We start from the raw sequence: 21,566 nt of genomic DNA on the forward strand, positions 1-21,566 counted from the left end.
ATGAACGTCCCCGCCCCCGTCCTCCGCTCCCTCAAGGCGGCGTGGCGCCGGCGCTGGCCAGGGCTCCTCCTGGCCTGGGCCGCCTGCGTGGCCGGCTGGGTGGCGGTCTACAAGCTGCCCAACCAGTACCAGTCCACCGCGCGCCTCTACGCCGAGGCGGACGCCATCCTCGGCCAGACGCTGCGCGGCATCGCGGTGGACGGCGCGCCCCAGCAGGCGGTGGACCTGCTGGCCCGCACCCTGCTGGCGCGCCCCAACCTGGAGCGCGTGGTGGCGCGCACCGACCTCGACCAGCGGGTGGACACGCCCGCCGCGCGCGAGGAGCTGCTGAACCAGCTGGCGCGCGACGTGCGCATCGCCTCGCAGGGGCGCAGCCTCTACGCCATCAGCTACACCGACAGCGACCCGCGCATCGCCCACGCGGTGGTCCGCACGCTGCTCGACCTGTTCATGGAGCGCGCGGCGAGCAACGACCGCCAGCAGATGCAGAACGCGCGCGCCTTCATCGGCCAGCAGATCGCCGCCTACGAGGCGCAGCTGCGCGAGGCGGAGCGCCGGCGCGCCGAGTTCCGCACCCGCTACCTGGAGCTGCTGCCCAACGACAGCCTGGGCGGGCTGTCGCGCCTGGAAGCCGCGCGCGGCCGCCTGGCCGAGCTGCGCGGCGAGCTGGCCGACGCGGTGCTGCGCCGCGACGTGCTGCGCCGCCAGCTGGAGGCCATGCCCACCACCGCCACGGTGGTCACCGGCGGCGGCGGCGGCGGCAACCCGCGCGTCGCCCAGGCCGAGCGCGAGCTGTCCGAGCTGCGCCTGCGCTTCACCGACCAGCACCCGGCGGTGATCAGCCAGCGCAACCTGATCGCCGAGCTGCGCCGGACCGGCGGCGGCGAGGGGCGCGCCGCCCCCGCCGGCACCCGCCAGGTGCCCGTCGCCGCCACCCCGCAGCGCGAGGCGCTGCAGACCCGGGTGATGGACGGCAACCTCGCCGTGGCCTCCCTGGAGCGCCAGGTGGCCGCCGAGGAGGCGGAGGTGGAGCGCCTGGAGGGGCTGGCGCGCAGCGCGCCGCAGCTGCAGGTGGAGTTCGCCAACCTGGACCGCGACTACGGCGCCCTGCGCCGCCAGTACGAGGAGCTGCTGACCCGCCGCGAATCCCTGCAGCTGGCCGGCGCGGCCCGCACGGGGGCCGACCAGGTCCGCATCGACGTGGTGGAGCCGCCGACCGTCTCCAGCAACCCCACCGGGCCCAACCGCCTGCTGCTGGCCACCGGCGTGCTGCTGGGCGGGCTGGGGGCCGGGGCGGGGCTGGTGATCCTGCTCTGCCTGCTGGACCGCGGCTTCTACTCCCTGCGCGAGCTGCGCGACCTCGGCCTGCCGGTGCTGGGCGGCGTCAACGCGGTGAACCCGCCGCGCGGCCGGGTGGCGGGCTTCGCCTTCGCCGGGGCGGCGCTGATGCTGCTGGGCGCCTACGGCGCGGTGCTGTGGCGCGGGCCGGAGCTGGTTGCGCGCGCAACGGACTTTGTGGCAAGGACCTTCTCATGAGTGGCTCCTCCACGCAGCGCAGCCTGGCCGAGCGCGCCGTCGAGGCGCTGGGCGGCGCCGCCGTGCTGGGCCAGGCGCCCCGGCCGGCCGCGCCCGCCGGTGAGGCGGCCGCCGCCCCGCCACCCCCCGGCGCGCCGCCCGCATCCCCCTCTGCGGCTCCCTCCGCCGCCCCGGCAGCCGCGCGCCCGGCGCGCCCGGCCATCACCCGCCAGGCCATGATCGGCGCCGGCGCCCATTCCCTGGAGGCGCACCGCTCCCGCTGCTCGGAGGAGCTGGCGGTGGTGCAGAACCAGGTGGTCCGCACCCTGCGCTCCGCCCCCCCGGCGGGCGCGGGGCGCCATCCCGGCATCGTGGTGGTCACCAGCGCGCGGCCGGGCGAGGGCAAGAGCTTCATGTCCCTCAACCTGGCGATCGCCATCGCCCGGGCCGGCACCCTGCCGGCCCTGCTGGTGGACGCCGATTCCAAGCCCGGCAACCTGTCGGAACTGCTGGGCGCCTCCACGCTGCCGGGGCTGCGCACCCTGGCCGCGCAGCCTTCCCTCGCGCCGCTCAACTTCGTCGCCCCCACCGAGGTCGAGCGCCTGCACCTGCTTCCCTACGGCGCCGCGCCGACCGACCCGGCCGCCGCCCACCCTTCGGGGAACGCCCTGGCCGGCGCGCTGCTGCGCCTCGCCGAGGCCTTCCCGAAGCATGCGCTGATCGTGGATACCCCCCCGGTGCTGTCCACCAGCGAGGCCAGCGCGCTGGCCTCGGTGGCAGGACAAGTCTTGATCGTGGTCCAAGCGGAGACCACCCAACGTCCCGAGGTCGAAGCCGCCCTGGACATGCTGGATGCCTGCCCCACGCTCCAGCTCGTCCTCAACCAGGCGCGCATCTCGACCCCGGACAGCTTCGGGGCATACGGGTATGAGGCTTACGGCCACGACAAGCGGGACTGAGGCCCGCGGCGCGGCGTTGCTGGCGGCGGGGCTGCTGCTCTCGGCCGGCGGCGCGGCGGCGCAGACGGGCGCGGGCCTGCCCGGCACGCTGGGCACGGGCGGCGCGCCCGGGCTGGCCGCCGGCTCCTCGCCCTTCGCGGTGGACGCCGGCACCGGCCTGCCGGCCGGCATCGGCAGCCCGGTGCCCAGCAGCCCGCTGCGCCCGCCGGTGCGGCTGGGCGGCTTCTTCGAATCGCCCTTCGGCGGCCCGCCGGTGGCGCTGGGCAGCACCGCGCCCAGCCGCCCCTACGAGTTCATCCCCACCCTGACCGCGCGCGTCACCGCCACGGACCGGGCGCGGCTGGGCGGCACCGGCCGCGGCGGGGAGGGGGAGGTCATCACCTCCGTCGTCCCCAGCCTCGCGGTGCGGGCCAACACGGCGCGGGTGCAGGGCACGGTCAGCTACGCGCCCAACTTCAACTTCTACCTCAACGACACCCAGCCCAGCCGGGTGGACCACCGCTTCTTCGGCGCCGGCACCCTGGTCGCCATCCCCGACGCGCTGTTCGTGGACGTGCGGGCGCTGAGCACGCTCAGCCCGATCAACCCGGGGCTGAACCAGACCAACACCCTCACCGACCGGCGCTCGGACCTGGCGCAGAACTACTTCTTCTCCGTCAGCCCCTACTACATCCAGCGCTTCGGCAGCCTCGCCACCGGCATCGTCGGCTACCAGTTCTCCTACAACGACCGCCAGGCGCAGACCCTGCGGGTGAACCCGGCCAACCCGTTCAGCCCCTCCGTGGGCGGCAGCGAGGCGCTGACCACCCACACCGGCTACGCCGCGCTGCGCACGGGGGAGGATTTCGGCCGCCTGGCGATGGAGGCGCGCGTCAGCGGCAGCGCCTTCACCGGCGGCAGCGCGGTGACGGACGGCGCCAGCCGCATGCTGGCCGTGCTGGAAAGCCGCTACGCCATCACGCGCACCGTCTCCGTGCTGGCGGAAGGCGGGTGGGAGAACCTGCGCTTCGGCGGGGTGACGCCCTACCGGGTGAACGGGCCGGTCTGGGGCTTCGGCGTGCGCCTGGATCCCAGCCCGAACAGCACCATCACCGTGCGCTACCGCCGGCGCGACGGCTTCGACAGCCCGCAGGCCGAGGCCCGCGTGCAGCTGGGGCCGCGCACCGTGGCCTTCGGCCGCTACCTGGAGGCGGCGACCACCTCGCTGCGCCAGACCTCCGACCTGCTGAGCGCCATCACGGTGGACGAACTGGGCAACGCGGTGGACAGCCGCACCGGCGCGCCGGCGCCCGAGCTGGGGGGCGTGGGCTTCCTGGGCGCGCAGAACGGGCTGTTCCGCTCGCGCCGCGGCACCCTGTCGGTTTCTCAGTTCCTGCCGCGCGGCACCATCACCCTGCAATACCTGCACGACCAGCGCTCGCCGCTCAGCGTCGCGCCGGGCCAGGCCGCCTTCTCGCAGGAAGGCGACACCGTCTCGCTGATCGGCCAGCGCCCGCTCAGCGAGGTGACGAGCGCCTTCGGCTCCGTGGGGTATTCCTGGAACCGCTCGGGCACCTTCAACTCGCGCAGCGAGACGCTGAACGGGCGGGTGGGCGTGTCGCACCGCTTCAGCGACAGCCTGTTCGGCTCGCTGCAGTACCAGCTGATCCAGCGCACCTCGAGCGTGGCGGGCACGGCCGGCAACCTGGCCCCGCGCGACGCCACGCAGAACTCGCTGATCGGCTCGCTGACGGCGCGGTTCTGACGGCCGGGGGGCGGCAGGGACTTCACAACCGGGGCGTGCTCTAATCCGCCAGAGCCGCCAGCAGGAACCCGCATCGCATGCTCGTCGAACACTACGGCTTCCGCGAACCCCCCTTCCTCATGACGCCGGACGCCCGGCTGTTCTACGCCAGCCACGGCCACGCGCGCGCCTACGCGCACCTGGTCTACGGCATCGCGCAGCGGGAGGGCTTCATCGTCGTCACCGGCGAGGTGGGGGCGGGCAAGACCACCCTGATCGAGCGCCTGTGCTCGGAGCTCGCGCCCGGGGCCTTCGTGGTGGCGCGGGTGGAGACCACCCAGGTGGCCGGCGACGACCTGCTGCGCCTGGTGGCGCGCGGCTTCGGCGCCCCGTCGGACGGCACCAAGGCGGACGTGCTGGCCGCCATCGCCGCGGCGCTGCGCGAGGCGGGCAACGAGCCCGGCGCGCCGCGCCACCTGCTGATCGTGGACGAGGCGCAGGCCCTGGCCCCGGCGGCGCTGGAGGAGCTGCGCATGCTGTCCAACTTCACGGACAACGGGCGCGCCCTGCTGCAGACCCTGCTGATCGGCCAGCCGCAGCTGCGCCGCCTCATCGCCAGCCCCGACCTCGACCAGCTGCGCCAGCGCGTGCTCGCCTCCTACCACCTGTCCGGGCTGACGCAGGAGGAGACGCGCGCCTACATCGAGTTCCGCCTGCGCGCCGTGGGCTGGGAAGGCATCCCGGCCTGGGAGGAGGGGGCGCTGGACCGCGTGCACCAGCTCACCGGCGGCATCCCGCGGCGCATCAACCGCCTGTGCTCGCGCGTGCTGCTGACCGGGGCGATCGAGAACGCCGAGGTGCTGAGCGTGGCCCTGGTGGAATCCACCGCCGCCGAGCTGGAGGAGGACCTGGGCGCCGGGCTGCAGCCGCTGGAGGAGCCGGCCTCCGGCCCCGCCCCGGCCGGGCTGCGCGCCGAGCTGGACGACCTGATCGAGCGCGTCGCCTCGCTGGAGCGCGCCAACCGCCAGCGCGAGCGCGTCTTCGGCGTGCTGAACGAGATGATCGCCGTGGTCGGGCGCCACCGGTGATCGCCCCGCCCCGCAACGCGATGACGGTGGACGTGGAGGACTGGTTCCAGGTCCAGGCCTTCGCCGGCACGCTGCGGCGCGAGGACTGGGAGGGCCTGGAGCGCCGGGTGGAGGCCAACACGGAGCGCGTGCTGGAGGCCTTCGCGCGGCACGGCGTGCGCGGCACCTTCTTCACCCTGGGCTGGGTGGCCGAGCGCCACCCCCTGCTGATCCGCCGCATCGTGGCGGCGGGGCACGAGCTGGCCAGCCACGGCCACGGGCACGAGCAGGTGCACGCCATCGGCGAGGCCGCGTTCCGCGAGGACATCCGCCGCGCCAAGGCGCTGCTGGAGGACGCCGGCGGCGTGGAGGTGCGCGGCTACCGCGCGCCCACCTTCTCCATCGGCCCGCGCACCCCCTGGGCGCATGCCGTGCTGGCCGAGGAGGGGCATGGCTACTCCTCCTCCGTCTTCCCGGTGCGCCACGACCTGTACGGCGCCCCCGACGCGCCGCGCGGCCCCCATCGCCCCCGCCCCGACGGCGTGCCCGAGCTGCCGATGACCACCGTGCGCGCCCTGGGGCGCAACCTGCCCTGCGCCGGCGGCGGCTGGTTCCGCCTGGTGCCCTATCCGCTGTTCCGCACCGGGCTGCGCCGGGTGAACGGCGCGGAGGATGCGCGGGGCATCTTCTACTTCCACCCCTGGGAGGTGGACCCGGCGCAGCCCCGGGTGGCGGCGGCCGGGCGGCTGTCGCGCTTCCGCCACTACACCGGGCTGGGCAGCATGATGGCGCGGCTGGAGATGCTGCTGCGCGACTTCCGCTGGGGGCGGATGGACGAGGTCTTCGCGGCCGAGCTGGGGAACTGAACGCATGGCGGTGACGCTGAGGGAGCTGGACGCGGCGAGCGCGCCGGCCTGGGACGCCTTCGTGCGCGCGCGGCCGGACGGCACCTTCTTCCACCTCTCGCCCTGGGCGGCGGTGATCCGCGGCGCCTTCGGCCACGCCACCCCCTACGTGATGGCCGAGCAGGACGGCGCCGTGGTGGGGGTGCTGCCGCTGGCGCGCATGCGCACGCGCCTGTTCGGCGACGTGCTGTCCTCCACCCCCTTCTGCGTCTACGGCGGCAGCCTGGCGGCGACGCCGGAGGCGGCGGCGGCGCTGGAGGCGCATGCCCTGGCCCTGCGCGACCGGCTGGGCGCGCCCGTGCTGGAGTTCCGCCGCCGCGGCGCGGCGGATGCGGGCTGGACCGGCCGCCCGCCGCTGTACTTCACCTTCCGCAAGCCCATCCAGCTGACCGGCGACGACGCGAAGGACATGGCCGCCAACATCCCGCGCAAGCAGCGCGCGGAGGTGCGCAAGGCGATCGAGAAGTTCGGCCTGCGCTCCCTTTCCAACTCCGACACCCGCACCCTGCACCGCGTCTACGCCGAGAGCGTGCGCAACCTGGGCAGCCCCACCTTCGCCCACCGCTACTTCCGCCTGCTGGCCGAGGCCTTCCCCGGCGAGCACGACGTCACCACCGTGCTGGCCGGCGAGGCGCCGGTGGCCAGCGTGCTGAACTTCCACTTCCGCGAGGAGGTGCTGCCCTACTACGGCGGCGGGCTGGCGGCGGCGCGGGAGAACCGCGCCAACGAGTTCATGTACTGGGAGGTGATGCGCCGCGCGGGGCGCGAGCGCGGCGCCACCCTGTTCGACTTCGGCCGCAGCAAGGCCGGCACCGGCGCCTTCGACTACAAGAAGAACTGGGGCTTCGCGCCGGAGGAGCTGCACTACTGCTACCGGCTGGCCGCGGGGGCCGCCGTACCGGACAACAACCCCAACAACCCGAAGTACCGGCTGTTCATCGCCGCCTGGAAGCGCCTGCCGCTGCCCCTGGCCAAGCTGCTCGGCCCGCCCCTGGTGCGCGGCCTGGGCTGACAGCCGGTTTTCATCCCCCCCGGCTGGGCCCGCGGGCTGGCAGCGATGGGGCACGCCCACCGCACTGCCAAAGAAAATTCAAGCGCCACAACCACTGATAGCAATGAAACGTGGCGTAACTCATTGACCACAGGTGATTCTTCTCAGAACTCTCCCAGGATGGAAGGTCGGAAGATTTAACCCTTAGTTGGTAGGACTCCGGATGCGCCATACAGCCTAGACGTGCATAACGCTCCGATCATCGCACGTCATACGAGTGTTCAACGTTCTTATTTTTTCACTTGGAGAGCAAGAGGTCCTGTTTTCGGCGACGCTCCCATAATTGAGATGGAGCACCAGGACCTGCCTTCCGCCGAGGAGAGATGCATGTCCGGTACGGTTCTGCTGCCCCAGATGACTGCCGTGAACGCCTCCGACATCACGGGCGTGATCCTGGAAAACGCGGGGGCGGGCGTCCTGGCCGCCGGCGTCGCCACCTTCGGCCAGACCTTCGTGGCGGGGGACCTGCCGGCCGGCGCCGCGCTGGTCGCGCGCATCGGCGGCGTGGACGTCCCCGTGCAGGTGGATGCCAAGACCTTCAACGCCGACGGCTCGGTCAAGTTCGCCGTCCTGTCCATCGAGCGCCCCGCCCTGGCCGCGGGCGAGAGCCTGGAGGTCGCGCTGCGCGCCGCGCCCGCCGCCCCGGCCGCGCCCGCCATCGACCTGGCCAGCGCCCTGGCCGGCCGCAGCCTGGTGGTGGAGGTGACGCCCGCGGGCGGCGGCGCCATCACCGTGGACGTCCTCGCCGCGCTCAAGGGCGCGCTGGCGGCGGGCACCGCCAGCTTCTGGCAGCAGGGCGAGCTGGCCAGCGAGGCGCGCGTCACGGTGGACCTGCCGGGCTCGCAGCGCCTCGTCGTGGACGTCACCGTCTTCAAGGACGGCGAGTACAGCGCCACCATCCAGTTCAACAACGACGAGGCGATGACCGCCAGCGGCGGCACCGTCTCCTACCAGGCCGTGGTGCGCATGGACGGGGTGGAGGTGGACCGCGAGTCCGTCACCCAGGCGCAGTACCAGAACTGGCGCGGCACCTACGCCTCCTCCGACGCCAATGGCGGCCAGGGCCTGGGCGAGGAGACGGCGGGCTGGCTGAACATCCAGCACGACGTCGCCTACCTGCAGGCCTCCGGCGCCGTGGCGCGCTTCGACCTCACCCTGGGCCTGAACGAGGGCCTGCTCGACCGCTGGAACGCCGCTACCGACGCCGCCACCTGGGGCGCGCCGCTGTCCAACAACGGCGTCACCATGTCCATGGGCATGACGGGCGGGCGCGAGGACATCGGCATCGTCACCGCCGCCAATGCCGGCTGGCTGATCACCCAGGACGCCCGCGCCGCCGAATACGCCATGGGCCAGGCCGACGCGGCCGCCGCCGTGCCCTGGAACATGTACGACACCGCCAACGGCACCTGGCTGAACACGGACAACTACCCCAAGCTCTGGACGGACGCGCGCGGCGGCACCGGCACGCCGGGCAACGCCAATTCCGGCGGGCTGACGCAGCAGATCTCCTGGAGCACCGGCTGGGGCGCCGACCGCGGCCACCAGCCCGAGCTGTCCTTCGTCCCCTACGTGATGACGGGCGAGCGCCAGTACCTCGACACGCTGATGGCGCAGGCCTCCTACACCATCATGACCACCTGGGGCGTCAACCGCCAGAACGGCGACGCGCTGGTGGCCAAGGACAACCAGGTGCGCACCTCCGCCTGGTCGCTGCGCCAGGTGGAGAACGCCGCCTGGGCCGCGCCCGAGGGCAGCGAGGAGCAGGCCTATTTCCGCTCCGTCTCCGACGGCAACTGGAAGTGGCTGGTCAGCCAGATTCCCGCCTGGACCGCCATGCAGGGCGAGGCCCATGGCTGGGTGCCCGGCGCCTACGGCACCGCGGGCTCCATGGCGCCCTGGCAGCAGGACTACTTCGCCTCCACCACCATCTCCGCCGCCAGCCGCGGCAACGCCGACGCGCTGACCTTCCTCCAGTGGCAGTCGAACTTCCTCGTCGGCCGCTTCATGCAGGAGGCCAAGGGCTTCCCGGCCCATGACGGCGTCGCCTACAACCTCGCCATCAGCCCCACCACCAGCAGCGTGCCCTACACCACCTGGGCGCAGATCGCCGCCGAGACGGCGGCGCGCGGCCAGAGCAACGGCGATGGCTGGAGCATGAGCGTGGGCGACTACGCCCGGCTGGGCGCCGCCTCCCTGGCGGGCATCTACCTGCTGACCGGCAACACGGACGCGCTGGACGCCTACAAGATGCTGGCGCTGGATTCCGCCAACGGCATGGGCAAGGCGATCTACGCCCAGAACCCGCAATTCGCCGTCACGGTGAACGGCATCTACGCCGGGCTGATCGGCGGCACCGCCGGCGACGACACCATCGAGCCGCGCAGCGGCGGCACCACGCTGGAGATCGACCTGGGCGGCGGCTTCGACACCATGCTGCTGGGCGCGGGCAACAACGCCGGCACGGTGGCCAACGTCGAGGTCCTGATCGGCAAGTCCGGCACGGACAACATGACCGTCACCGCCGCCGCCGGCGGCACCCTCGTGGACCTGGGCACCGGCACCGACACCCTGACCCTGAACGGCGGGCGCTTCACCGTGGTGAACGTGGAGCGCATCCTCGGCGGGGCGGCGGGCGACGACGTCACCCTGATGGACCGCCTGACCGGCGGCGCCCAGCTCGACCTCGGCGGCGGCGACGACGTGGCGCGCCTGGCCGATGGCGGCAACGTGGCGCTGCTGCGCAACGTGGAGACGGCCATCGGCGGCACCGGCAACGACGAGATCTCCATGGCGCCCAGCCTGGGCGGCCTGGTCAACGCCTTCGCCGACCTGGGCGCGGGCACCGACGTGCTGCGCTTCGCCTCCTCCTCGGCCAACAGCGTCACCGTGCGCAACACGGAAACCGTGATCGGCAACATGGGCGCCGACGACGTGACGCTGGGCACCGCCATGGCGGGCGGCCTGGTGGACCTGGCGGGCAACACCGACACGCTGCGCCTGGCCGACGCCGCCAACGCCCTCACCATCGCCAACGTGGAGAACCTGATCGGCGGCAGCGCCGCCGACGACGTGACCGTCACCTCCTACGGCGCCAATGCCCGCTTCGACCTGGGCGCGGGCGCCGACGTGCTGCGCCTGGCCATGGCCACCGGCACCGTCCCCGTGCTGGTGGCCAATGCCGAGACCATCCTGGGCGCCGCGGCGAACGAGCAGCTCACCCTGCTGACCCTGGCCGACGGCACGCTGGTGGACCTGGGCTTGGGCGCGGACACCATCCGCCTGGCCGATGGCACCAACCGCGTCACCCTGCGCAACATCGAGACGGTGACCGGCGGCACCGGCGCCGACGAGGTGACGCTGGGCACGGCGATCACCGGCGGCACCACGATGGACCTGGGCGCGGGCGCCGACGTGCTGCGCCTGGCCGCCGGCGGCAACCGCCTGACGGCGCGCAACGTCGAGACGCTGCTCGGCGGCAGCGGCGCCGACGACGTGACGCTGGGCACCGCCGCCGTGGCGGGCGACACGGTGGACCTGGGCGCGGGCACCGACGTGCTGCGCCTGGCCAACACGCCCAACTACCTCACCATCCTGGGCGTCGAGACGCTGACCGGCAGCGGCGGCGTGGACGACATCACCCTGGGCCAGGCCGTCGCGGGCTTCACCGCCGACCTGTCGGGCGGGCTGGACGTGGTGCGGCTGGCGGCGGGGACCAACAGCCTGTCCCTGGCCAACGTGGACACCATCCTCGGCAACACGGGCGACGACGCCGTCACCATCCTGGGCACCACCACCGTCACCGTCCTGGGCGGCGGCGGGACCGACCGGGTGACGCTGTCCGGCGGCACCCGCATCACCCTGTCCGACGTGGAGGTCCTGGCGGGCAGCGGCGGCGCGGACGACGTGACCGTCACCAGCGCCGCCGCCGGCGCCACGCTGGACCTCGGGGCGGGGGCGGACCGGCTGACGCTGGCCACCGCCGCCGCCGTCGCCGTCACGGTGTCCGGCGCCGAGACCATCACCGGCGGCGCCGCGGCCGAGGCGGTGACGCTGCGCACCAGCCTGGCCACCGGCTCCCAGGTGGACCTGGGCGGCGGGACGGACCAGCTGCAGCTGGCCCATGGCGGCAACCTGGCGCTGCTGCGCAACGTCGAGGCCGTGCTGGGCGGCACGGGCAACGACGACGTCACCCTCGCCACCGCCGCGCTGCCCGGCACCACGGTGGACCTGGGCGGCGGCGCCGACACGCTGCGCCTCAACGGGCCCACCGCCAACACCGTGCTGGCCGCCAACGTGGAGGCCATCATCGCCACCGGCCTGTCGGCGGACGCCATCACCCTGGCCACCGCCATCGCCGGCGGCTCGGTGGACCTGGGCGGCGGCAACGACGTGCTGCGGCTGGCGAACGGCGCCAACACCCTGACCGTGCGCAACGTCGAGGCGCTGACCGGCGGCTCGGGCGCCGACGACGTGACGGTGGCCGCCTCCGGCTCCGGCGCGGTGTTCGACCTGGGCGCGGGGGCCGACGTGCTGCGCCTGGCCCATGGCGGCTACCTGTCGGTGCTGGTCGCCAATGCCGAGGCGATCTTCGGCGGCGCCTTCGACGAGATGGTCACCGTCACCACCGCCATGAACGGGGTCGCGGTGGACCTGGGCGGCGGCAACGACCGCCTGGTGATGGCCGACACCGCCAACACCGTGGTGGTGCGCAACGTGGAGACGGTGACCGGCGGCGCCGGGGCGGACGACGTCACCCTGGCCTCGGCGATGGGCGGCGGCACAGTGGACCTGCGCGGCGGCAACGACGTGCTGCGCATGTCCAGCGGCCCCAACACGCTCACGGCGCTGAACGTGGAAACCATCCTGGGCTGGTCGGCGGCCGACACCATCACCCTGGGCACCACCATGGCCGGGGGGCTGGTGGACCTGGGCGGCGGGGCCGACCGCCTGCAGCTCGCCAACGGGACCAACAGCCTGACCGTGCTCAACGTGGAGACGGTCCTGGGCCATGGCGGCGCCGACACCGTCACCCTGGGCACGGCGGCGCTGACCGGCACCACGGTGGACCTGGGCGGCGGGGCGGACGTGCTGCGGCTGGGCAACTTCGCCAACGTGCTGTCCGTCGCCAACACGGAGCTGGTGGTCGGCGGGGCGCTGGACGACCGCATCACCGCCACCGGCAGCATGGGCGCGCGCCTCGAGGGCGGCCTGGGCAACGACGTGCTGGTGGGCGGCACCGGCGGCGACCGCCTGGTGGGCGGCGCCGGGCGCGACACCATGACCGGCGGCACGGGCGGCGACTGGTTCATCTTCCGCGCGGCGGCCGATTCCGCCGCCGGCACGCCCGACGTCATCACCGACTTCAACTCGACGCTGGGCGACCGCATCGCCTTCGAGGGGATGGGGAGCGGGGCGGGCTTCGCCTATCGCGGCGCCGGGTCCTTCGTGAAGGGCACGGCCCCGCAGGCCCGCTTCACCGACAGCACGGACCGGCTGGAGGTGGACTTCAACGGCGACGCGGTGACGGACCTGGCGGTGACGCTGCAGGGCGTCGCGCTGTCCAACCTGTCATCGGCCAGCTTCATCTGGTCCTGAATCGCGGCGCCCCGGGCCGTTGCCGGCCCGGGGCGCCGCCCACCCGGCCAAGGGGGGGTGTGGTGGTCAGGCCGGGATGGTGGCGGAACCCCGGCGGCGCAGCGCGGCGCCCAGCCCCAGCAGCCCCAGGCCCAGCAGGCCCAGGGAGGCCGGCGTCGGCACCGCGACGTAGGAGGCCGAGAAGGTGGTGCTGGCCAGGCCGATCATCTGCGTGGTGAAGGCGAAGTCGGCCAGGGTGTCCTCGTAGCCGGCCATGCGGAAGATGCCGGTGCCCACGATGGTGATGCCGCCGCCGCGCGGGCCGGGCAGCAGGGTCACGGTGGGGTTCGGGTCCACGATGAACTGCAGGGTGTTGCCGCCCTGGGTCAGGCTCCACCACAGGCCGGAAGTCGGCGCGGCCGGGTTGTAGCTGATCGGGGTGGTGTGGACCACGCAGTCGTTGCAGGGGTTGAACAGGGTGTCGATGAACCCGTTCAGCGTGCCCACATCCGCGCGGCCCAGCGGGCTGGCCACGGTGCCCAGCCCGATGGTGATGGTCTGCGCCGCCGTGTTCACCCGCACCGGACCCTCGAGCGAGATGTCGCCCTGGATCATCGCGGCCAGCGCGGCGCCAGGGGCCGCGGCCACGCCCAGCAGAAGCAGCAGGACCAAGGTCCGGAATTTCTTCATCATGATCTCCTGGCGATCACATGCATTCTCTGTCTGAACAGATGCAAGACCCATGCCAGTGACGGAAAACAAGGACTTGCACCGGAAAGCTGCCTTCCCAGGCCCGTCCGGTGTAAAATTTCCCGACTCCCCGCCCGGCCGCCCTTGCCCGCAGCCCGGCGGGTCGGCATCGGGGGGATGAGCCCATGCCGCGCCCCCGCTGCCTCCTCGTCGCCCAGACCTTCCCGCCCCTGCTGGGCGGCTCGGCGGAGGTCCATGCGGCGCTGGCCCGCCACGCCGGCGGGGCGGTCGCCGTGCTCACCGCCCGGCGCGACCACCGCACCGGGCAGGAGCACCCCGGCTGGCAGGCGGAGGACGCGGCGCAGCCCTTCCCGGTGCACCGGCTGGCGATGATCCGCCCGCCGCTGGGCGCCGCCGCCCCGGCAGGAAGGCTGCGGCGCCGCCTGCATCGCCTGGCGCTGGCGCTGCGCCTGGCGGCGGCGCTGGCCTGGCTGGTGCTGCGCCACCAGCCGCGCGCCGTCTGCGTCTGCGACGACGACGCCCTGCCCTGGCTGCCCGGCTTCGCGCGCCGGGTGCTGCGCCGCCGGGTGCTGGTGCTGTGCCACGGCGACGACCTGGCCGGCGCGCCCACGCCGGCGCGACGCCGCGCCCTGGGGGCGGCGCACCGCGTCGTCGCCGCCTCCGCCCATGCGGCGCGGCGGCTGGCCGGGCGCTTCGGGGTGGACCCCGCCCGCGTCGCCACCATCCCCAACGGGGTGGACCTGGCGCGCTTCCGCCCCTTGCCGCCCGACCCCGCCCTGCGCGCCGCGCTGGGGCTGGAAGGGCGGCGCGTGCTGCTGGCCCCGGCGCGGCTGGTGCCGCGCAAGGGGGTGGACCGCCTGCTCGCCGCCCTGCCCGCCGTGCTGGCGCGCCACCCGGACGCCGCCCTGCTGGTGGCGGGCGACGGCCCGCAGCGCCCGGCGCTGGAGGCGATGGCCGCCGGCCTGCCGGTGCGCTTCGCCGGGGCGGTGGCGGCGGCGGGCATGCCGGCGCTCTACGCCCTGGCCGAGGTCGTCGCCCTGCCCAACCGCGCCGACCCCGGCGAGGAGGATGGCCTGCCCCTGGTGATCCTGGAGGCCCAGGCCTGCGGCCGCCCCGTGCTGGGCGGCCGCGCCGGCGGCACGCCGGAGGCCATCGCGGACGGCGCGACCGGGCTGCTGGTGGAGGGCGACGACGCGCCCGCCATCGCCGCCGCGCTGTGCCGCCTGCTGGATGACCCGGCCCTGGCCGCGCGGCTGGGGGCGGCCGGGCTGGAATCCGCCCGCCGCCAGGGCTGGCAGGCGCGCGCCGCCGCCTTCCTGGCGCTGTGCTGAGGGCGGCTGGACGGCCCCCCCGCCGCCCTGCGACAACCGCGGCGTGCGCATCGCCATCGTCGGTCCCTTCTTCTTCCCGCAGCTGGATGGGGTGGAGAAGGTCATGCTCAACCATGCCCGCCACCTCGCCCGCCGGGGGCACGAGGTGCACGTGGTCACCTCCCGCCTCCGCTATCCCTCCGGCGCCTTCGACGTGCCGGCGCGCGAGGAGATGGAGGGCTTCGCCATCCACCGCCTCCCCGTGCGCGTGCCCACGCCGCACTGGCGCTTCGCCTACCTCAACAATGGCGGGCTGTGGCCGGTGGGGCTGGTGCGCGCCCTGGCGCGCATCGGCCCGGAGGTGCTGCACGCCCACCAGGTGGCCGCGCCGGCCTGGGCGATGGGGGCGGCCTGGTACGCCCTGACGCGGCGGCGGCGCTTCTTCTACTCGCCGCACTGGCACCCGGACGTGGTGCCGGGCAAGCCCTGGACCTACTACCGGCTGATCCACGGGCTGAACCGGCTGCCGATGACGGTGGCGCGGCGCATCCTGCACCTCACCGCCGTGGATGCCGCGCCCTTCCTGCAGGAATACCCCTTCGTGCCGCCGGAACGGCTGGGGGTGCTGCCCAACGGCGTGGCGCCCGCCCCGGACATCCCGCGCCCCGCCCGCGCGCCGGGGGAGTTCCGCCTGCTGTTCGTCGGCCGGGTGGACGAGCCGCGCAAGGGCTTCGACCTGCTGCGCGCCGCCTTCGCCCAGGCGCGGCGGCCGGGCTGGCGGCTGGAGGTGGTGGGCCGCGTGTCGGACGCCACCAAGGCCAGCCTGGAGGCCGAGTTCGGCCCCGCCATCGCCGTGCGCGGCCTGGTGCCGGAGGAGGCGCTGGAGCGCGCCTACGCCGAGGCCGACCTCTTCGCCATGCCCTCGCGCTACGAGGGCTTCGGCATCCCCTTCATCGAGGCGATGCGCCACGGCACGCCGGTGGTCGGCGCCGCGGTCGGCGGCGTGCCGGAGGTGGTGCCCGAGGGCACGGGCGTGCTGGTGCCGCCCGACGACGTGCCGGCCCTGGCCGCCGCCCTGGCGCGGCTGGGCGCGGAGCCGGAGGAGCGCCGCCGCCTGGGCGAGGCCGGGCGCGCCTGGGCCCGCCGCTTCCTGTGGGAGGACGTGGTGGCGCGGCTGGAGGCCGAGTATGCCCGCTGAACCCCTGCCTGTGCTGTTCGTCCACTATGGCGAGGAATGGATCCGCGGCTCCGAGCAGGTGCTGCTGGACCTGCTGCGCCACCTGGACCGCGGGCGCATCGCCCCCGTGGTGTGGTGCAACGGCGCCGCCATGGCGGAGGCGGTGGCGGCGATGGGCCTGGCGGTGACGCGCAGCCCGATGCGCTTCTTCCTGGCGGGCTCCGGCGCGGCGCCGCTAGCGCCGGGGCAATGGGCGGCGCAGGCGCGGCAGGGGCTGGAGCTGCTGCGGGCGCACGGCATCCGCGCCGTGCACGCCAACAGCGGCGCCCCGGTGCAATGGATGGCGCCGGCCGCCGCGCGCGCCGGGGTGCCGCTGCTGGCGCACCTGCACATCCGCTACCTCCGGCGCTCGCGCTACGCCCTGCTGCTGCACCAGGCCGACCTGGCGGTGGGGGTGGCGGCGCACGTCACCCAGGCGCTGGCCGCCGACGGCATGCCGGCGGAGCGGCTGCGCACCATCCCCAACGGCATCGACCCGGCCCGGCTGGAAGGCGGCGGCGACCTGCGCGCGCGGCTCGGCATCCCGCCCGGCGCCCCGCTGGTGGGCAGCGTCGGCTCGCTGATCCGCCGCAAGGGCCACGACCTGCTGCTGCGCGCCGTGGCCGGGCTGGAGGGGGTTCACCTGGCCATCGCCGGCTCGGGCGGCGAGGAAGGGGCGCTGCGGGCGCTGGCGGCGGAGCTGGGGCTGGGCGGCCGCGTCCACTTCGCCGGCAACCTGCAGCACCCGGCGGAGCTGTACCGCGCCGCCGACCTGTGCGCCCTGGCCTCGCGCTCCGAATCCTTCGGGCTGGCGCTGGCGGAGGCGGGGTGGTTCGCCCGCCCCTCCGTGGCCGCCGCGGTGGGCGGCGTGCCGGAGGTGTTGCGCGACGGCGAGACCGGGCTGCTGGTGCCCCCCGACGACGCCGACGCCCTGCGCGCGGCGCTGCGGAGCCTGCTGGAGGACCCGGCCCGGCGCGGGCGCCTGGGCGCGGCGGCGCGGCGGGACGTGGAGGCGCGCTTCCTGGCGCCGGCCATGGCGGGCGCCTTCACGGCGGCGTGGGAGGGGCTGGCCGCCGCCGGGCGCGCCCGCGGCGGGCGGCTGCGGCCCTACCTGCCGATCCCCTGATCCGGCAGGGGACGTGATTCCGCATTCCGCCATCACGCTCCGGCCGTCCTGAAGGGGCGGTCCACCGCCCGACCCTTCCCGCCGTGGCGGAGGCGCACCCGGACTTACCCATGCGTTGCTTCCCGCCGCCTCAGTGCGGGATAGTGCCGGTCTGACCGCCTGGGAGGGCACAATGCCGTCATTGACCCGCATGCTCTTCACTGTGCTGCTCGCGATCCTGTCGCCGGGGCCGGTGCCCGCCGCGGAGCTGCTGAGCCCGCAGTTGCGCCCGGAGGTCGAGGAGCGCCTGGACCCGGCCTACCGCGCCGCTGTCGGGGCCCTGCGGATGGGCCGGATGGAGGATGCGGAACGCCTGCTGCGCGAGGTGATCGCCCGCCGCCCCCTGCACGAGCTGGCCGAGATCGGCCTCGCGGACGTTGCGTGGTCGCGCGGGCGGCGGGCGGAGGCGGAGGCGCACTTGCGCCGCGCCGTTGCGGCGGCGCCCGGCGAGTTGGCCCCGGCCCATGCCATGGCCGTCTTCCTGCTCCGTTCCGGGCAGATCGACGAGGCGACCGCGGCCTTCCAGGCCCTGGTCGCCCGCTTTCCCGACGCCGTGACGCCAAAGGTGGAGCTGGGCGTCCTGCTGGCCGCGCGCGGCAACGCCGAGGAGGGCGAGGCTGTGCTGCGCGCGGCCATGGCGCGCCATCCGGCAAGCTTGGAGGCGCGCATCGCCCTGGTGACGACCCTGCTGGGGCGCGACCGGCTGGATGAAGCCCGCGCCCAGGCCACGGCGGCGACGGCCATCGCGGGGCAGGACCCGCGCCCCTTCCTGGCGCTGGCCCAGGTCGAACGGCGGCGCGGCGACCTCGGCGCGGCGGCGGAAGCCTACGGGCGTGCCGGGGCGCTGGCGCCTCGCCTCGCCATCGCCCACCACGCCCAGGGCGAGCTGCTGCTGGAAGCGGGCGACACGGAGCACGCCCTCCTCGCCTTTGGCCGCGCCATCGAGGCGGACCCGATGTTGGCGCCGCCCCGGCTGGGCCGCGCCATGGCCCTGCAGGCCAAGCGCCAGCCCGCCGAGGCCGAGCGTGCCTATGCCGAGGTGCTGGACCGCCACCCGGACAACGTGATCGCGCTGAACAACCTGGCTTGGCTGCTGGCCGATGGCCGGCGCGACCTCGAGCGGGCGGAAGGCTGGGCGCGACGGGCCATCCGCCTCGCGCCCGAGGCCATGGAGCCGCGCTCGACCCTGGGCTGGGTGCTGCGCGCGCGCGGCGACCTCGCAGGGGCCGCGCGCGAGACGGAACAGGCGGTGCGGATGGCGGAAGGGCGGGCGCACCTCTGGCTGCAACTGGCAACGATCCAGATGGAGCGGGGACAGCGCGCCGAGGCCCGCCGGGCCGCCGAGCGGGCCCTTGCCTTGGAACCCCAGAACGTGCAGGCGCGGGCCTTGGTGGCACGCCTGGGTTGAGCGAGGCCCGTCGGTCAATTTTACAGTTGGGACAAACGGGAAAAATATTTTTTCGTCTTTGCAACGCAAAGACGTTTCGCATCAGTCACATACCGAATGCGGCAAGGATGGCATGTTTTTTGCTGAAGTCAGCCTGTCCAGGTCACGGCGAGGGGCCGAACTGGTAAGGAGGGCTTTCTCATGAAAAATGCATTGCTGTGCACGGTTGCCGCTGCTGCGATGGTCGTCGGCGTGTCTGCCGCCCAGGCCACCCCCTTCACGCGCAACTCCCCGGCCAACGGCGCCCTGCCGGCCGGCGTGACGGAGGTCGGCGGCATCGTGCTCGACCTCACCGGCACCAACGGCACGCGCGTCGTGGCCCAGCTTTCCGCCGCCTCGCTGTTCGTCGGCTTTTCCAACGACGGCACCCCGGTCGGCTTCCGCGGCAACCCGCTGACCATCGGCGAGCTGAGCGGCTTCACCCCCGCGGTCGTGACGGCGCTGGGCGGCGGGCTGAGCGAGGCGGCCATCCGCTTCACCCTGTACGACGGCGACACCGCCCCGGGCAACTTCGACGACGGCGACAACACGCTGCTGATCGGCGGCCAGAGCTTCGGCAACTGGTCCTCCGTGAGCACGCAGGAAACCTCGGGCGATGGCCTGACGCTGTTCAGCTCCGGCACCGGCTTCGGCAACAACATCCTGTCCACCGGCTTCTTCTACTCGACGGACGCGACGGCCCTGGCGGCGCTGTTCGGCGAGATCAGCAGCGGCACGGTGAGCTTCAAGCTGCAGGACACCGACCCGACCGACAACTTCTACGACTTCACCCAGGGCCTGGCCGGCGGGCTGATCAACGTCGGCACCGGCCCCGTGGTCGTGCCGCCGACCGGCGTGCCGGTGCCGATGAGCCTCGCCCTGTTCGGCGTGGCCCTGGCCGGCCTCGGCGCCGCGCGCCGCCGGGCCTGATCCTGGCCCCCCGCCCCCTCCGGGGGGCGGGGTCTCGCGCCCCGGCCGGAAGCGGCCGGGGCGCCTGCCCTACCGCCCTTCCAGCCCGCCCTTCGGGTAGGCCACCAGGTTGTGGCGCAGGAAGACCTCGTGGAACTTGGGTGAGTAGGGGCCGAGCGGCGCCGGCTGGCCGTTCATGCACAGCCGCGCCACCTCGTAGCCCGGTTCGGCCAGCACCTCCAGGAAGTCGCGCACCGACACCTTGCGGGCGATGTTGGAGCCGATGAACTCGAACTGGATCAGGCCGATCCGCCGCTCCGCCAGCAGGCGGCGGGCGCCGCGCATGACGTTGAGGTCGAAGCCCTCGGTGTCGATCTTCAGCAGGTGGATGCGCTCGATCCCGCGCGCCTCGGCGAAGCCGTCCAGCGTCAGGCATTCCACCGGGTGGGCCACCGGCTGCTGCCCGCCATGCAGGAAGATGACGTTGGGATCCAGGCTGGCCTGGGTGGAGCCGTCATTGTCGGGGAAGTCGTACAGGGTGGTGGTGCCGGGCGCGTCGCTCATCGCGGCGTGGATCGCCTCGAAGCCGTCGCGCTCCGCCACGGCGCGCAGGGCGGCGAAGGTGCGCGGGTGCGGCTCGAAGGCGATCAGGCGCGCGCGCGGCGCCAGCTCCCGCACGAAGCGGGCATAGCCGCCGACATTGGCGCCCACGTCCAGCACCACCCCCTCGGCGAATTGCGCCAGGGCCTGGCGCAGGAAGCGCTCCTCGCTGCGCGCCAGGCCGGAGGGGCCCTCCACGTTGTTGCCGATGCCGTTGCAGCGCAGGGCGAACTCGTGGATCAGCCGGGCCAGCGGCTGCATGGAAGGCCGGTTGATCAGGTAGATCGCCGGCGTGGCCAGCCGCTCCACCATCGCCCGCACCGGCGAGGGGCGCCAGCGCTCGGTGGGGATGCCGGAGGCGAGCGGGGCGGTCGGGGCGTCGGTCATGCGCGCATCCTTGGCGGTTGGTCAGCGATGGTAAAGCCCGGGCCACATGGAACAGAAAACGAACTAACCCTCCGGCGCCACCCGTCGCCAGGCCAGCCGGGCCAGGTGGCGCGGCTGCAGCGCCATGCCCCCCAGCCCCGCCCCGCGCGCCAGGGCGGCCGCGGCGCGGTAGGCCGCGAAGCCGCGGCGCGAGGCGTCGTAGAGGTAGGTGTTCACCGCCCGCGGCAGCACCTCGGCGATCGCCGCGGCGTCGCCCGGCGCCGGGCGGAAGGGCGCGGGGTCGGCGCGGGCGGCGATGGCGCGCAGCTTCGCCGCCACGATGGCGCCGCCGCGGGAGAACTGGATGCGGTTCTCCTCGCGCGAGAGGTTGGCGGCGTGCACCCGCTTGCGGGTCAGCCGCTCGGTGGTGAAGCGCATGGCGCCCAGCCAGGACAGGCGCAGGAACAGGTCGGCATCCTCGGCGTACATCATGGTTTCGTCGAACAGCCCGGCCGCCAGCACCGCCTCGCGCCGCAGCAGGCAGGCCGAGGTGGGCACGCGCGGGCCGCGCAGCAGCGCCTGGAAGGCGGAGCCGCGCAGCGCCCGCCCGCCCGGCGCGGGCTCGTGCGGCAGCTCCAGCAGGCGGCTCTTGGCGTGGTGGCTGTCCAGCACGGTGGCGCCGGTGTCGGTGTGGAACAGGCAGCAATCGCCGAAGGCCAGCGACACGCCCTCCCCCGCCAGGGCGGCCAGCGCCAGGTGGTGGCGCGGCAGCAGCACGTCGTCGGCGTCCAGCAGCGCCACCCAGGGCTCGCCCCCCGCGCGGATGGCGGTGTTGCGCGCCGCCGAGGGGCCGGGCGGGCCCGCGTTCTCCAGCACGCGGATCGCGATGCGCGGCGCCAGCTCGGCCGCCGCGGCCAGCGCCACCTCGCGCGTCGCGTCGCGCGAGCGGTCGTTGACCACGCTCACCAGGGCGGGCGGGCGTTCCTGCGCCGCCACGCTGTCCAGCGTCTCGCGCAGGAAGGGCGCGGCGTCGTGCGCCGGGATGACGACCTCGATCACCCGCGCC

The 21,566-nt window shown here is 74.3% G+C and carries 15 protein-coding genes; 12 read left to right on the forward strand and 3 right to left on the reverse strand.

From position 1 onward, the window contains the following. The 7 genes from ACI6QG_RS14460 (at position 1) to ACI6QG_RS14490 (ending at position 12,818) form a co-directional block, all read left to right on the forward strand. Positions 1-1,536 carry an XrtA system polysaccharide chain length determinant gene (locus ACI6QG_RS14460; protein WP_407025285.1) on the forward strand — a complete coding sequence of 512 codons (1,536 nt, stop codon included), beginning with the start codon at positions 1-3 and terminating at the stop codon, positions 1,534-1,536. Continuing rightward, positions 1,533-2,474, forward strand: coding sequence for a P-loop NTPase (locus ACI6QG_RS14465; protein ID WP_407025286.1), 942 nt, complete (start codon positions 1,533-1,535; stop codon positions 2,472-2,474). Before ACI6QG_RS14460 ends, ACI6QG_RS14465 begins: the two co-directional genes overlap by 4 nt. Further along, complete coding sequence (locus tag ACI6QG_RS14470; protein ID WP_407025287.1) at positions 2,443-4,218, forward strand: TIGR03016 family PEP-CTERM system-associated outer membrane protein; 1,776 nt, start codon at positions 2,443-2,445, stop codon at positions 4,216-4,218. Before ACI6QG_RS14465 ends, ACI6QG_RS14470 begins: the two co-directional genes overlap by 32 nt. 77 nt (positions 4,219-4,295) lie before the next feature. Continuing rightward, a complete protein-coding gene (locus ACI6QG_RS14475) occupies positions 4,296-5,285 on the forward strand; it encodes an AAA family ATPase (protein ID WP_407025288.1) in 990 nt (329 codons plus the stop codon). After that, the gene (locus tag ACI6QG_RS14480) at positions 5,282-6,130 is read left to right on the forward strand and encodes an XrtA system polysaccharide deacetylase (RefSeq protein ID WP_407025289.1); all 849 of its coding nucleotides are present in this window, start codon (positions 5,282-5,284) and stop codon (positions 6,128-6,130) included. The genes ACI6QG_RS14475 and ACI6QG_RS14480 overlap by 4 nt, the downstream gene beginning before the upstream one ends. 4 nt (positions 6,131-6,134) lie before the next feature. After that, the gene (locus ACI6QG_RS14485; RefSeq protein ID WP_407025290.1) at positions 6,135-7,181 is read left to right on the forward strand and encodes a FemAB family XrtA/PEP-CTERM system-associated protein; all 1,047 of its coding nucleotides are present in this window, start codon (positions 6,135-6,137) and stop codon (positions 7,179-7,181) included. Positions 7,182-7,547: 366 nt separating this feature from the next. Further along, on the forward strand, positions 7,548-12,818 hold the full coding sequence (locus tag ACI6QG_RS14490; protein WP_407025291.1) for a beta strand repeat-containing protein: 5,271 nt from the start codon (positions 7,548-7,550) through the stop codon (positions 12,816-12,818). Between the two features lie 66 nt (positions 12,819-12,884). On the opposite strand, the gene ACI6QG_RS14495 is transcribed toward ACI6QG_RS14490, so the two are convergent. Beyond that, positions 12,885-13,469, reverse strand: a complete 585-nt coding sequence (locus tag ACI6QG_RS14495) for a hypothetical protein (RefSeq protein ID WP_407025292.1) — start codon at positions 13,467-13,469, stop codon at positions 12,885-12,887. A gap of 203 nt (positions 13,470-13,672) precedes the next feature. Between ACI6QG_RS14495 and ACI6QG_RS14500 the strand changes: the two genes are divergently transcribed. The 5 genes from ACI6QG_RS14500 to ACI6QG_RS14520 all read left to right on the forward strand — a co-directional run bounded on the left by ACI6QG_RS14500 (position 13,673) and on the right by ACI6QG_RS14520 (position 19,555). Continuing rightward, positions 13,673-14,839 (forward strand): glycosyltransferase family 4 protein, encoded by a 1,167-nt coding sequence (locus tag ACI6QG_RS14500; RefSeq protein WP_407025293.1) that lies wholly within the window; start codon positions 13,673-13,675, stop codon positions 14,837-14,839. 43 nt (positions 14,840-14,882) lie between these two features. Further along, positions 14,883-16,016 carry a glycosyltransferase family 4 protein gene (locus ACI6QG_RS14505; protein WP_407025294.1) on the forward strand — a complete coding sequence of 378 codons (1,134 nt, stop codon included), beginning with the start codon at positions 14,883-14,885 and terminating at the stop codon, positions 16,014-16,016. Next, positions 16,006-17,160, forward strand: a complete 1,155-nt coding sequence (locus ACI6QG_RS14510; RefSeq protein WP_407025295.1) for a glycosyltransferase family 4 protein — start codon at positions 16,006-16,008, stop codon at positions 17,158-17,160. Before ACI6QG_RS14505 ends, ACI6QG_RS14510 begins: the two co-directional genes overlap by 11 nt. 202 nt (positions 17,161-17,362) lie before the next feature. Beyond that, positions 17,363-18,607, forward strand: coding sequence for a tetratricopeptide repeat protein (locus tag ACI6QG_RS14515; protein WP_407025296.1), 1,245 nt, complete (start codon positions 17,363-17,365; stop codon positions 18,605-18,607). Positions 18,608-18,838: 231 nt separating this feature from the next. After that, positions 18,839-19,555: a hypothetical protein gene (locus tag ACI6QG_RS14520; protein WP_407025297.1), complete on the forward strand. Its 717-nt coding sequence runs from the start codon at positions 18,839-18,841 to the stop codon at positions 19,553-19,555. A 69-nt stretch (positions 19,556-19,624) separates the two neighbouring features. Here the strand turns inward: ACI6QG_RS14520 and ACI6QG_RS14525 are convergent, their stop codons facing one another. After that, positions 19,625-20,521 (reverse strand): FkbM family methyltransferase, encoded by an 897-nt coding sequence (locus tag ACI6QG_RS14525; RefSeq protein WP_407025298.1) that lies wholly within the window; start codon positions 20,519-20,521, stop codon positions 19,625-19,627. A 63-nt stretch (positions 20,522-20,584) separates the two neighbouring features. Beyond that, a complete protein-coding gene (locus ACI6QG_RS14530; protein ID WP_407025299.1) occupies positions 20,585-21,559 on the reverse strand; it encodes a glycosyltransferase family A protein in 975 nt (324 codons plus the stop codon). Positions 21,560-21,566: the final 7 nt, after the last annotated feature.

Origin of the sequence: Sabulicella flocculans (assembly GCF_045449635.1) — a bacterium.
GTDB lineage: Bacteria > Pseudomonadota > Alphaproteobacteria > Acetobacterales > Acetobacteraceae > Roseococcus.

Coding starts and splice junctions, on each gene's coding strand:
- ACI6QG_RS14465 (WP_407025286.1), top strand. CDS start 1,533: ATGAGTGGCTCCTCCACGCAGCGCAGCCTGGCCGAGCGCGCCGTCGAG.
- ACI6QG_RS14510 (WP_407025295.1), top strand. CDS start 16,006: ATGCCCGCTGAACCCCTGCCTGTGCTGTTCGTCCACTATGGCGAGGAA.
- ACI6QG_RS14460 (WP_407025285.1), top strand. CDS start 1: ATGAACGTCCCCGCCCCCGTCCTCCGCTCCCTCAAGGCGGCGTGGCGC.
- ACI6QG_RS14490 (WP_407025291.1), top strand. CDS start 7,548: ATGTCCGGTACGGTTCTGCTGCCCCAGATGACTGCCGTGAACGCCTCC.
- ACI6QG_RS14500 (WP_407025293.1), top strand. CDS start 13,673: ATGCCGCGCCCCCGCTGCCTCCTCGTCGCCCAGACCTTCCCGCCCCTG.
- ACI6QG_RS14525 (WP_407025298.1), bottom strand. CDS start 20,521: ATGACCGACGCCCCGACCGCCCCGCTCGCCTCCGGCATCCCCACCGAG.
- ACI6QG_RS14470 (WP_407025287.1), top strand. CDS start 2,443: ATGAGGCTTACGGCCACGACAAGCGGGACTGAGGCCCGCGGCGCGGCG.
- ACI6QG_RS14475 (WP_407025288.1), top strand. CDS start 4,296: ATGCTCGTCGAACACTACGGCTTCCGCGAACCCCCCTTCCTCATGACG.
- ACI6QG_RS14485 (WP_407025290.1), top strand. CDS start 6,135: ATGGCGGTGACGCTGAGGGAGCTGGACGCGGCGAGCGCGCCGGCCTGG.